15 protein-coding genes are annotated in these 13,013 nt (G+C 36.9%); all 15 read right to left on the bottom strand.

Features of this window, described 5'->3' with window-relative positions:
- The 15 genes from T375_RS02075 to T375_RS02000 all read right to left on the bottom strand — a co-directional run bounded on the left by T375_RS02075 (window position 1) and on the right by T375_RS02000 (window position 12,943).
- Window positions 1-1,848, bottom strand: a complete 1,848-nt coding sequence (locus tag T375_RS02075; protein ID WP_044934293.1) for a flagellar hook-length control protein FliK — start codon at window positions 1,846-1,848, stop codon at window positions 1-3.
- Window positions 1,849-1,859: 11 nt separating this feature from the next.
- Entirely contained in the window at window positions 1,860-2,624 is a 765-nt protein-coding gene (locus T375_RS02070; protein ID WP_044934291.1) for a ribonuclease HII, read from the bottom strand.
- Window positions 2,625-2,626: 2 nt separating this feature from the next.
- Window positions 2,627-3,145, bottom strand: a complete 519-nt coding sequence (gene lepB / locus T375_RS02065) for a signal peptidase I (RefSeq protein WP_044934971.1) — start codon at window positions 3,143-3,145, stop codon at window positions 2,627-2,629.
- A 185-nt stretch (window positions 3,146-3,330) separates the two neighbouring features.
- Window positions 3,331-4,170, bottom strand: a complete 840-nt coding sequence (ylqF, locus tag T375_RS02060; RefSeq protein ID WP_044934288.1) for a ribosome biogenesis GTPase YlqF — start codon at window positions 4,168-4,170, stop codon at window positions 3,331-3,333.
- Between the two features lie 12 nt (window positions 4,171-4,182).
- Window positions 4,183-4,779, bottom strand: a complete 597-nt coding sequence (gene lepB, locus T375_RS02055; RefSeq protein ID WP_044934285.1) for a signal peptidase I — start codon at window positions 4,777-4,779, stop codon at window positions 4,183-4,185.
- A 98-nt stretch (window positions 4,780-4,877) separates the two neighbouring features.
- Complete coding sequence (gene rplS / locus T375_RS02050) at window positions 4,878-5,228, bottom strand: 50S ribosomal protein L19 (protein WP_033154038.1); 351 nt, start codon at window positions 5,226-5,228, stop codon at window positions 4,878-4,880.
- Window positions 5,229-5,333: 105 nt separating this feature from the next.
- A complete protein-coding gene (gene trmD / locus T375_RS02045) occupies window positions 5,334-6,032 on the bottom strand; it encodes a tRNA (guanosine(37)-N1)-methyltransferase TrmD (protein ID WP_033154037.1) in 699 nt (232 codons plus the stop codon).
- Window position 6,033: 1 nt separating this feature from the next.
- A complete protein-coding gene (gene rimM, locus T375_RS02040) occupies window positions 6,034-6,552 on the bottom strand; it encodes a ribosome maturation factor RimM (protein WP_044934282.1) in 519 nt (172 codons plus the stop codon).
- A 78-nt stretch (window positions 6,553-6,630) separates the two neighbouring features.
- Window positions 6,631-9,057: an FtsX-like permease family protein gene (locus tag T375_RS02035; RefSeq protein WP_044934278.1), complete on the bottom strand. Its 2,427-nt coding sequence runs from the start codon at window positions 9,055-9,057 to the stop codon at window positions 6,631-6,633.
- A 1-nt stretch (window position 9,058) separates the two neighbouring features.
- Window positions 9,059-9,766 (bottom strand): ABC transporter ATP-binding protein, encoded by a 708-nt coding sequence (locus T375_RS02030; protein WP_044934276.1) that lies wholly within the window; start codon window positions 9,764-9,766, stop codon window positions 9,059-9,061.
- 180 nt (window positions 9,767-9,946) lie between these two features.
- A complete protein-coding gene (locus tag T375_RS13865; protein ID WP_330371723.1) occupies window positions 9,947-10,492 on the bottom strand; it encodes an acylphosphatase in 546 nt (181 codons plus the stop codon).
- A 332-nt stretch (window positions 10,493-10,824) separates the two neighbouring features.
- Window positions 10,825-11,259: a hypothetical protein gene (locus T375_RS02020; RefSeq protein ID WP_044934273.1), complete on the bottom strand. Its 435-nt coding sequence runs from the start codon at window positions 11,257-11,259 to the stop codon at window positions 10,825-10,827.
- 127 nt (window positions 11,260-11,386) lie between these two features.
- Window positions 11,387-11,773, bottom strand: a complete 387-nt coding sequence (locus T375_RS02015; protein WP_044934270.1) for an Imm44 family immunity protein — start codon at window positions 11,771-11,773, stop codon at window positions 11,387-11,389.
- A 143-nt stretch (window positions 11,774-11,916) separates the two neighbouring features.
- The gene (locus T375_RS13065) at window positions 11,917-12,639 is read right to left on the bottom strand and encodes a DUF4272 domain-containing protein (RefSeq protein WP_049960243.1); all 723 of its coding nucleotides are present in this window, start codon (window positions 12,637-12,639) and stop codon (window positions 11,917-11,919) included.
- 73 nt (window positions 12,640-12,712) lie between these two features.
- A complete protein-coding gene (locus tag T375_RS02000) occupies window positions 12,713-12,943 on the bottom strand; it encodes a hypothetical protein (RefSeq protein WP_044934267.1) in 231 nt (76 codons plus the stop codon).
- Between the last annotated feature and the right edge of the window lie 70 nt (window positions 12,944-13,013).

Here is a 13,013-nt window from a genome sequence, read left to right as displayed (position 1 = left end):
TTATGCCCTCATATCAAAGCTATATCTGTGAACCATGCCCTCTGCTGTGTTTTCAGTAGATACTGGCGCAGCCCCAAGAAAATCCTCTACAAAGTTTTTCTTCGGCTCACCACAGGTTACTTCAGATGTGACTGAGAAACCTTTCTTGGCAAGTCGTTCAGTAAGAATATCTAAATTGTCCTCAATAAGCTTCATAGAATCTTCGCTAGCTAGATTCCATTTGCAACCAACCTTGGACTCTTTCAAACTAATAAAAACATCTGTAGAACCTAAATACTCCATATCAAAGTGAAGAAATGCAGTGATTTCCTCGCCCTGCTCATAAGATGCCTTTTTGTTCTGGCGAACATAAAGCATACTATCAGTGTTCTGATTGTACATCTTCAGCGGAATCTGGATGAAATTGTACATTTCATTTGCAGAATTCATAAAGTTAACATTCTGCTTAATCTGAGATGTCTGAGTTTTGATTGTGTCTGCAGCCTTATTATTAAAGTTTGCCACAAGACGTTCTAAGGCCTCCGTCTGCTTCAAAACTCTTTCATATAGCTTTGAAATCTCGCCCGGCTTTGTAACCTCTTTTGGCTCCATAGCAAAACTATTTGTAATTATATTTTTAAGAAGTCCTTTATATAAAGGCGCTCCCATAATATCATTGAGTGTCTGCTTAGGAATATCAGGATGATTATTAAGATAATCAGTGATTTCCCTGAAAACCTGATTCATATCTGCATCTGCCTTGAGAGTGCCGTTTTCAGCAAAAATCTCATGATTATCCTTTGGAAAATCTGGCAGAGTATTCAATATAGTATTAAATGAATCAATCTGTTTTTCAGATGCAAATGTATTTAAAACCTGTGTACCAAGCTCATTTTCCATAACTTGAGCCTGATTAACAGCGGTGCTTTCCGTCTGATTAGAAATAATAGCTTCAGTCTCCACCATGCCAGACTGAACCTGATTAGGATTCAACGCCTGTTCAGCGATAGCCTGCCCATTTATCTGAGGTTGCTGGCCAGCTTCTATAACAGTGGCATTTTCTGTGGCAGCAGCTGGATTATTTGTGACATTAGTAGTGTTGTCTGTAACAGCAGCTGTGTTGTTATCAGCAACTACAGGAGCACTTTCTACCTCAGCAGTAGCTTCTGCAGCAATAACCTCATTAGTGTTAACAAATATATCTCTAATAGCATTATTAATGCCAATTACATCTCCAGTAGATACCTCGCTGCTAGTCATTATCTCGTGAAGCATATCTGAAATCACATCAAAATTATCCGATAGCACAGCCTTGTCATTAGCATAGTTTTGGAACATGCTGACGTTTTCAGGTGTAATCGGAAGATTTGATTTAGACATGGTTACAAGAGTCTGAATATCCACCCCTGGATTATTAATCATAGCACGATTCATAGCTGTCAAATTCTCAGGGCTGACAGACATAGAATTCTGCATCATTGAGTTAACCATGTTGATTGTACGCTCTGTAGCAGCCAAATTGGCCATATCCAAAGCTTTTAGAAGTGTAGGATTAGCATCTAGACTAGTGAGAGAAACTGGACGAATTTGTATAAGATTCCCATCGTTGCTTTTTACTTCAAAAAACACTGACTGACCAGGAGTAAGGCTCACTCCTGCATCCAAACGAGCTGTCATAGTCTGACCGTTGGCAAGCCCAATTGTAACCTTGCCATTGTCAATCGAATTAACAGAGCCCTCAAAAACCTCGCCTTCCTTGAGGTTGTCAGTTACTGAGCCCGTAAGGGACTGACTCTGACTAAGCTTTGTCATGTCAGCTCCGTTAACATAATTTGAGTTGTAAGGATTCAGTCCAGTGTTAATGTTCATAATTCACCTAATTATACAAAGTTTCCTATGAAGGATCTTCTATGAATTGGACAAGGGCCGTATTTCTTGAGAGCCTCGATATGCTCTGCGCTACCGTATCCCTTGTTAGATGCAAAATGATATTCCGGATAAATGCTGTCGTATTCAACCATCATTCTATCCCTGGTAACCTTTGCAATAATGCTGGCTGCGCCGATAGATATTGATTTAGCATCACCCTTGATAATTGGAACTTGTTTTATCTTTACCTCAGGTATGGTCACTGCATCATTTAACAATACCTGTGGCTCTACAGAGCATTCCGAAATAGCCTGACGCATTGCTTCGTATGTAGCTTGAAGAATGTTGATTTCATCTATGCGCTGCTCTGAGCATACACCAATTCCTACAGAGACAGCCTCTTTCATAATGATTTCGTATAATTCATCTCTTTTTGAGGCTGAAAGCTTTTTGGAATCGTTGATATAAAGGATACTGCAATCCTTTGGTAAAACAACGCAAGCTGTGACGACAGGTCCTGCAAGTGGACCTCTGCCGACTTCGTCAATACCGCCGATATAATCAAACTCTGGCCAATATTGATTCTCAAATTCCTTGAGGTGCTCGATACGTTCACGCTCTATGCGAAGCTTTTCCATACGCTTCTGGGCCATGCCAATAATTTTCGAAACACCTGGACGGCCATCATTAATGTATTCCTCAATGAAATCTGGAAGTAAAAGCTCGCTAGTCTCTTTATATTCTTTTTGAATTTCTGAAATCTTCTTTTCGCTCATGTCTATTCTATATTCTCTACAAGTCCAAATGAGTTAAATGGGTAAACTCTAAGCCAAGCTCTGCCCACGATGTCTTCACCTTTAACATTTCCAACAGCATCAAAACGTGAGTCAGTACTGTTGTTTCGATTATCTCCTAGAACAAAGTATTCATCAGGTCCAAGAAGAATTTCGCTGCTAGCAAGACCAGCATTCATAATAACATCTGTGCCGTATTGCTCATCAAGAACCTGGCCATTGATGTAAATAGTGCCTTCGCTATCTATGCTAACTACCTCACCTGGTAAGCCGATGATACGCTTAATATAATATGTGTCCTCCTCGTATTTAGGTGGGAAAACAACTACATCAAAACGCTCAGGATCATTGAAGCGATAGCTGATTTTGTCAACGATAAGATTGTCACCATCTGACAAAGTATCTTCCATGGATGACCCACTAACTACCGTACGCTGTCCTACAAAATGAGTAATTAGAAAAACGACGCCAAAGCACACCAGTACATTTATGATAACGCTAATGACTTCCTTAGCTACTGATGCTTTGGTAAGAGGTTCTTCCTCATCATCCTTCTTTTTCTTTTTTTCTTTTTTAGGCTTTGAATCGAAGTCCGACAAGTCTTCTACTTCTTTGATATTCTGTCTAGCCCTTTCGATGTCTCTTTTGATTTCTTGCTCTTCCTCGTTAAAGTCGATAACCTTCATGCTTATGGCCTTTCAAGTGAAATTTTTCCTAGACTACCATTTCTAAATTCATCTATTAAAACTGAAGCAGCCTTGTCGAAATCTGGCTCTGAGCCCTTTTTCAAGAAGTTTCTCTTGAGGGCGATTTCAGTAATAATTTCGTGATTAACTAAATCTTCATTTATTTCATAACGAGCAGCTAATGCTCCTGGATATGTCTCTTTGATAAAATCTGCAAGCTCCATCGCAAGCTCTCTGGTTTCGATGATTGCATCATTGATAGAGCCGATAAATGCTAAATGTAAGCCAACAGTATTATCCTCAAACTTTGGCCAAAGGATACCTGGTGTATCAAGAAGCTCCACTGATTTATTAAGCTTAATCCATTGCTTACCCTTTGTAACACCTGGCTTGTTGCCAGTTTTAGCAACGGCCTTACCTGCGAATGAATTGATAAATGTGGATTTTCCAACATTAGGAATACCTACAACCATCGCTCTAACAGGACGATTCTTAATACCACGCTTTCTGTCCTTTTCAAACTTTGCAGCACAGACCTCATCAAGTGTGGCCTGAACTCCCTTCATGTTCTTTCTATCACGAGAATCAAGCTCAACACAATAAAAGCCCTGATCCTTGAAATAAGAAATCCATTTCTGATTAACAGATTTATCTGCAAGATCAGATTTGTTTAAAAGCACAAGACGAAGCTTGCCATTAGCAAGCCCATTTATATCAGGATTTCGGCTAGATATAGGACATCTAGCATCGATAACCTCGATAACCAAATCTATAAGTTTTATATCCTCCTGCATCTGACGCTTTGCTTTGGTCATATGCCCTGGATACCATTGAAATTCCATATTCACCTCTCGTTAGAATGGGTATTTAGCCCAAACCTTGCCTAAAATATCTTCGTTGGTAACAAAGCCAACACTTTCATAACGTGAATCCTCAGAAGAATTACGATTATCTCCCAGTACAAAATACTGATCATCCAAAAGTGTAATTGGAGTCGCTGCAATACCTGGATTTTCTATGCGCTCCACATCAAGATTTTCTTTGTATAATTCATCATTGATGTAGATACGGCCATTGCTGATATAGATAGTATCCCCTGGCACTGCGATAACACGCTTTACGCTGTAGCTAGCATTAACATTAGACTTTGGCTTGAATGCGATAACATCCCCTGCCTCAGGCTCAGAAAACTTGTAAGCAATAGTGTTTACAAGTAATATATCGGATGTTTGATAGGTTGGCTCCATAGATGCATTGGAACATTCTACCTGTTTGCCGAATGCTGTAACAACACCAAAAGCCAAGCCAATTACAAGTACTAATTCCAGCAAAAATATCAAAACGTATCTTACTTTATCGAAATTTATTTTCTTGCGGCGTCTTCTAAAATTAAGTCCATCGTTTCTACGATGAAAGGTTTTATTAAATAATCGTTTAATTGATAAAAGCATACAAAAATCCCTTTAAATCTTTAGTATAAATATACCGCACTTTAGTCTAAAAATAAAGAACAGTCACAATAAAGTGACTGTTCCAGTGGATTCCGAGATTAGATTCTCTCCTTAACCTTTGCCTTCTTACCTGTGAGCTCTCTGAGGTAGAATAGCTTAGCTCTACGAACTTTACCTTTTCTAACTACTTCGATCTTCTCAACGTTAGGGCTGTGAAGTGGCCAAGTCTTTTCAACGCCTACGCCGTTTGATGACTTACGAACTGTGAATGTCTCACGGTTGCTTCCACCCTGTCTCTTAATAACTGTACCCTCGAATACCTGTGTACGAGTACGGTTACCTTCAACGATACGGCCGTAAACCTTTACTGTGTCACCTACCTGAAACTCAGGTACTTCTGCCTTAAGCTCGGCAGCTTCAATGTTTCTGATAATCTCGTTTGCGTTCATTTTAATTCCTCCAAATTTAGCGACATTCTTAATATTCCCTATTGAATAACAGCGGAACATCTCTTTTTTGCAACTCATTTATAATAACATGGTTGTTTATAATAATCAACAATCATTTTCCAAATATTTAGCATATAAATCAGGCCTACGCTCTTTTGTGCGCTCAATTGATTGCTCATGTCTCCACGCATCAACCTTTGCATGATCACCTGATAAAAGAATAGCTGGAACTCGTCTATCGTTCCAAACCTCTGGCCTAGAATACTGAGGATACTCCAAAAGATTGTTTTCTAAAGATTCATCCTCTCCTGATTCTGAGTTTGTAAGTACTCCTGGAACCATACGTGAAATAGCATCAATCATAACAAGTGATGGAAGCTCACCGCCAGTAAGTACATAGTCACCGATTGAATAGTACTCATCAACGATTTCCTCAAGTACTCTTTCATCGATGCCCTCGTAATGTCCGCAAAGTAAACAAATATCTTCTTTTAAAGCAAGTGTCTTTGCATCTGGCTGCTTAAAAAGCTTACCCTGTGGTGTCAAATAGATGCAATGAACCTTGTGACCAGCCTTTTCGCAGACTGCCTGATATGCGTCGTATATTGGCTGAGCCTGCATAACCATGCCGGCACCACCGCCATATGGATAATCATCCACCTTTTTATGCTTATCAAGGGTGTAATCACGAATATTGATAGCTTCGAATGAAATAGAACCAGCCTTGCTAGCACGGCCAAGGATACTGGTATTTAACGCATCCTCAATCATTTCTGGAAAAAGGGTTAAAATATAAAACTTCATATTAATCCATCAATCCTTCCATCAAATGAATTTCCATTCTGCGTCCTTCGATATCTACATCCAAGATGCAATCCTTGATAGCTGGGACAAGAACAGTTTTGCCGCTTTCAAGGGTAATCTCATAAACATCATTAGCACCTGTTTCCATAACATCAGAAATAGTGCCAAATCTGTTGTCCTTATCAGAATCAAGATAAACTTCACAGCCAATAAGATCAGCGATGAAATACTCATCCTCCTTAAGGTCTACGCGATTGTCCTTTGTCACATAAAGGCCGTGGCCCTTATATTTTTCAATATCATTGATATTATCAATGCCTTTGAACTTAAGGATAACAAGATTCTTCTGTGGACGAGCATTTTCAACCTCAAGGCTGATATAGCCCTCCTTGCCTGCATCCAAAAGCAAATTCTTCATATTCTTAAATCTGGAAATATCGTCTGTAAGAGGAAAAACCTTTACCTCGCCTCTAATTCCATGAGTCTGTGTAATTGAACCAACCTGATATAAATCTTCCAAACTAATTAACTCCTAATTTTTTCTTTTAGACTATCATATACAAATAGTTCTTTGCAAATGATAGGGCTATCAATTATTTTACTCATTGGCCTTGAGGCTTGCAACCATATCTATCTTTTTAAGATTACGAGACAAAGCAATGCTTGTAACAAACATGATTAAAAGTGTACCTATTATTGCAATAAGATAGGCCGATATATCTATGTTCGCAAAGAAATCGTAATTGTCACCTATAGCATATTTAAACATACAATCAGTAAATTCATAACCCAGTGGTAAACCAAGGATTATCCCTACTAAGGTAAGCCATAGATTTTGCTGGGTGTAAATAAGCGCCAGTTTATTAAACTTAAAGCCTAATACCTTAAGCGTTGCAAACTGGTACATCTTCTCGCTAAGTGCAAGGATTCCCATATTGTAAATGATAATAAACCCAAGGATAGCTGATATTGCGATTAATAAAACTATCATACTGCTTATCATCTCAAGCATAACATTCATCTGCTCTTTCAATGATTCAATTGATGATATTGTAGATACTCCATCTATATCTGAGTCGGTTAAATCACTAAGATCATCATTCGTATAAATGGTATCGCAAACATAATCCTCGCCCAGGCCTTCAAAGGCTACTCTTGTCATAGAAAACTGTTGACTCTGCGGATCTCTGTAGGCGGCTACAATCTTAGTTTCATACCAATCATCCTCCCCCATGATTCTCCATTTAACTGTATCTCCTAATGAAAAATCGTTATCTTTAAGAAGTTTTTCTGTTGCAAAAAGCGCCCCAGCTTCATTTACGTCTCCATCTGTGTTTCCTGGTATTCCATCATTAATATCATAAGTGTTCGTATCATGGTCAGATACTCGTAAATATCCATCTGAATCATTTACAGTAATAGAAGAAGTTACTATATTACCCTCTGAATCCTTGTATTCGATGGCAACTGTCTGACTAGTTGCATCTCCGTATGTATCAAACAATTCATCCAATCTTTCATCTGAAACATTTTCCGAAAGATTGAGCTTGTAATTATATGCTTGTATCTTATCAAACTCCCAGACAAGATAGTGCTGAAGTGAATCCTGCATGCCAAATGCCATCACTATTAAAAGTGTAGAACCCATAACACCAACTATAGCCATGATACTTCTTGATCTACTTCTGAGAATATCCCTCAGATTCCATTTTACGGAAAATGGCAATTTTGCGCTTAGCCCTTTGCCGCCTTCCTTTGCCTTAATCTTAATATGCGGAACTTCAAGTCTAAGCGTTTGAGCTGCAGATTCCTTCAAAATACTCTTTATTGAATAATAAGTAATTATCGTAATTACGATAACAATTAAAGAAGCAACTATATAATTCTTACTTAGAATACATCTGTGAGCGTCTGGCAAATCAAACCTAGAGAGCTCCATGTTAAGGAAAGGTTGACCAAGTACAGGACCACCAATTACAATTCCAAGAATTGCAGCAATTAAACTTACCCAAAAGCCATATGCAATATAATGCATTGTAACTTTTCTATTTCTAAATCCTAAAGCCTTCAATGTTCCAATCTGCACTCGCTGTTTCTTTACAAATCGACTCATAGTTGTAACAACAGAAAGACCTGCTATGAAAACAAACAATACAGTAAACATGCCAGAGTAGGTATCACCCTCCTCCGATTCTGCCTTTAAAGTCTCATAAGATGGCCATACATCTCTACCAGTGATTGCACTTATAGAAATGTCATCAAGCTCATACAGCTCATTCTTTACTGACTTTAGCTTGTTCTCAAATTCATCAAGCTCATTAGAATTAATATATGGATTAGGAGCTACACCTGTCACATCAACTATAGCATTTGGATAGATGTAGAAATCATCCATTCCAAAATCTATAGGACACTCATTCATGGACAAATAGACCCATCCAAAATCGGCAGCATCCTGGAAAATAACAGTAGGATCAGATACCGTATATACGTGATCTGGAGATGATACAATTCCTCGAACCACCTCTGTAAATTCATAGCCCTCTACATAAAATGTCAGTTCATCTCCAACTTGAATATCCCTGGCCTTAGCGAAATAATATCCAACCCAAACACCATCTTTATCCGGGCTGTATTCCTCACCATCTCTTAAATACATGGTTGAAATATTCTTTTCATCATCCTCTGCATCCAGGAAATTCAACTCGACTTGAATATTCTCAATTTCAGAGTTCTCACTATTCTTTACATCAACCGACCCCTGCATAGAGAGATATCTTTCCACGTCTGCTACATTGTCTAACGCCTTGATTTTATCTAAATCTTCCTCGGAAAAGTTTTCACCATACAACCATAAATCCTGCATATTATTTTTTTCATAGAATTCTACTGAAGAATACTTCAATCCATCTGAAAAAGCATTGATACCTGAAAATGCCATAATCGCCAAAAATATCATGGCAAAAATGGTAAAGAACTGTCCCAAGTTTTCCTTTATATCTCTTAATAATTTTTTTCTCAACATTTTACCATTGAACCTCATCTATGTTTGCTGGATTTGCATTCTCTTCTACACTCTTTATTTTGCCGTTTTTTACACGTATAACAACGTCGGCGATATCTGCAATAAGTGCATTATGGGTAACGATAATAACTGTATTATTACCTCTTTCCTTTGTAGTTTGCTTTTTCAAAATCTTGAGAATCATTACGCCTGTTTGAGAATCAAGGGCGCCTGTAGGTTCATCGCATAAAAGAAGTGCTGGATTCTTTGCAATAGCACGTGCGATAGAAACACGCTGCTGTTCGCCACCAGATAATTGATTTGGAAATTTATTCATGTGTTCTGATAATCCCACATCCTGAAGTGCTTCTGACGCATCGAGATGATCTTTTACAATTTCATTAATCAACTCCACATTTTCTTTTACAGTAAGTGAAGGAAGAATATTGTAAAACTGGAAAATAAAGCCTACCGATTTAGCTCTAAAATCGCTGAGCTTATTCTCCGAATATCCGGTAATATTTTCCCCATTTACAATTACTTCTCCTTCAGAAGGAGTATCCATTCCTCCAATAAGATTAAGTAATGTAGATTTTCCTGCTCCTGACGGACCAAGTATTACTACAAATTTTCCTTCCTCAATGTCTAAATCAACATGGTCCAAAGCTCGAAACTCTTTTTCTCCCACGTTATAAACCTTTGATACATTTCTTAAAGATACTTTATTCACCTGTCTCCTCCTTGTCTTATCTAGCCTTTTCAATCTAAATAAAATAATAGCACATATGGTTAGGTAATTCTAACTACAATTTGTGAATTCTATCTTAAATATAAAAAAACACCTAGCCCTTATGGACTAGATGCCTGTCATTAACAATCTATGATAGCAAGTTCAATTCATCATCCTGATTTAATACTGTACAATAAAGCCTCTTTCATCAGCTTCAATAGGAATCTGCTGCTTTTGCATATCGTCAATTCCTATGTACCTATCATTAGCCAGCGACTTAATAAACAAGTATATAGCTTCCTCAGCTCCCTGAACCTCTACAGTAACCGAGCCATCATATTCATTTTTCACATACCCAGTAAGGTGATGCTGGTTGGCCGCATTATTAGCGGTATATCTAAAACCAACTCCCTGCACTCTACCGGTAAATACCATTCTATATCTAACCAACTGATTCACCATCGCTTTCATCCTCTTATTTCTGACCATGTAAATTATAATAATGCTAAACAGCGTTAGAATAATGACAACAAGCGTTATCACTGACATAAAAATAAACATTGTTGCCGTCATCAAACCTGTAGGATGCCCATGGGCATCTGGATTACCATGCAATTCCAATTCAAGCGTAAAATGTAAAACAAGATAATCAAAGAGTAGCTGAAACGGAATGATTATCAGCAGTATAAAAGGATTAAATTCTCTTTTAGTTTTATTTTGACTCATTATTCCCCCCTTACAGTCTTCCCACTTAGCTATTTAAATGGGCGCAAATATGACATACTCCCCATATATTCGTCAGCTACGCCCAATTCTTTGTTTAAAAACCTTCGATTTGGGCGCATTTCTCTGCATCCCCTTATGCTTACGTTACCTCCGCCCAAATTACAGCCATTTTACATATTTCTTTGGACGTAAAAGTTCCACTATCTCAGTAAATACGTGTCGTGACGCCCATTATAATCATATACTTCAAAAATTATTAATGTAATATGCTGGCGAATTAATACTTAAAAAGGAGTACATGACCACATTGGTTCAGGCACCTACATTTCTAACTACATAGTCTCTATAGAAAAAACTAGTGTATTAAAATCGTCGATACTCGAGGTGGTACATCTATACTCTCTACACTTACCATTTTGTTTTACAAGCATTCCACTGTAATCACCTAACGAACGAAGATTTCCATCAGCCCTCTCATACACATTGTAAACACTAAGTTTCCCTTTTTCTGAACTTACTTTTACTATCGCATCTTTCGGACAGGTATCTTCCATCAGGTAGAACTCTTTACCAGTAAATCCATTAATATCTATTACACCATTTCCAAAATCAACAGCAAACCTGATTCCTTGCTTATATTTCGAATTGGTAGATATAATATTAACTTTTAAAGTAATATCATCTTGAAATTCAATTACATCCCACAATAACACATCATTACGATCATAGATTTTATTATATACTTTGTCTTCACCTATATTACTCATTTATTGCCTTTCTTTTGAAAATATCAATGCGGTACAGATCCTGTATTAAACCTAAACGAATCTATTTAAGCATGTTCCCACGGCCAAACAGCCTTTAAATTAGAGGAATCTTTTGTTACACAGCACACTAGATTTCAATTGACAATAAATCTTCCATAAAAGCTATATAATTTATGTTAGCCTTTCTAGAAATTTTATTTATGGATTTATCAATATTATCCCTTAGTAATTTTATTTTGCCTTTTTCATTGGAGCCAATATACTTATCATAGTCAATTTGCAAGCTAATAGATGCATAATCATATTTTACATCTACCTTGCAGTATTCTTTCCATAATCCTTTTTCAATTTCATTCTTAGGAGCAATTATAGGTACAATGCCAATAGTATTAACTGTTTGACCATAATTTTTATCCCTGAAAAAATCTGCAAGCTTATTAAAATAATCATTTACTGCATCATCTACTCCAAAAACATTAGTGTAATATGCTGGCGAATTAATATTTAATATCATATTATCATCCTCGCTCCTGTACTTTTATTCTTCAAGAATAATATTTCTGTTATGGCGTCAGGCGCCTATATTCCAATAATTTCAAAAAGTAAATATGTATAATTAATGCAGGAAATAAAATCTAAAATACCTCTTCAAAAAACTTAACAAACTAAATCAACATCATCCCACTGAAAATCAGTGCAAATCCATTCAAAAGCATAGAATCGTTTTTCCGCTATTATAGATAATTGCTCAACTTCATAAATATTTAATTCACTCACTTGTTTTCCATTAATCACGAAATCATTCTTTGAAAAATCAAATGCTTTTTCATTCGTAAGCATTTCAGCATAAACATCTCCAAATATTCGCCTAATTGATTCCAAAGCATTTGAAATCCCCTTTGTGTCTTTTCTCAATTCCAGACATCGCCAATACCAGAGCATTGATATTTCTCTTCGTACAAAAATCTCTCTTCTTGATTTCAGATCACAACTATCAATAAGCGCTTTCAATGAATGATTCCTTCCAAAACCTAGCACTTGATGAAAGTCTTGCACTACAAATCCATCATAATCAGAAAGGTTGCTTATTAGTCCAAGACTCCATAGTAAAGGTTCTAGACATTCGTAATCATTTTGCTTAAATAATATTTCTTCATTTGTTTCCTCAAAAACTTGAGTCTCAAAAATCATTTTTTCTTCAGCTGTAGTATTCTTGTAATAATCATTTTTATCCAGCCAATTCTTAATTGCTAATCTTTGTACTTCGCGTTCTTCTAGAGGATGAGATATACCTTCTATAACTCTTCGTTCCATAGCACATCTGTCTGATAATGCAAGCAAAACAATTGCTCTTCTAATAATATCTTCTTTATTTTTCATACAAAATCTCTATTCACATTGGTTCGATTGCAAGTTTACTCAATTATGTAATAACGTCAGCCCCATATATTCTTTAACGTTCTTCTATGAGTACTTTTAATAGATATCTGCTTGCCTCATCCTCAGTTTTAAAAAATCGATGGTCATTATCCTGTCCACCACGTTCATCCACATAAAAATATTCCCAAACGTCTGAAATCTTTCGTAGAACATGAATGTCTGATTTCAAATTTGCATTTATGGAATAACTTCTCTCAGGTATCCCTAAATTGTCCAAAATAATTAGTAATTCATCTACCGTCATAATAAAACCTCAAAGTAGTACCTGCCCCCTTACTAGAAAAGATAAATTTAGTGATGGAGTTAAGCACTAA

This window comes from Pseudobutyrivibrio sp. LB2011 (genome assembly GCF_000701765.1).
In the GTDB taxonomy this organism is placed as follows: domain Bacteria; phylum Bacillota; class Clostridia; order Lachnospirales; family Lachnospiraceae; genus Pseudobutyrivibrio; species Pseudobutyrivibrio ruminis.
This window is presented reverse-complemented; position numbering and strand designations above follow the sequence as displayed.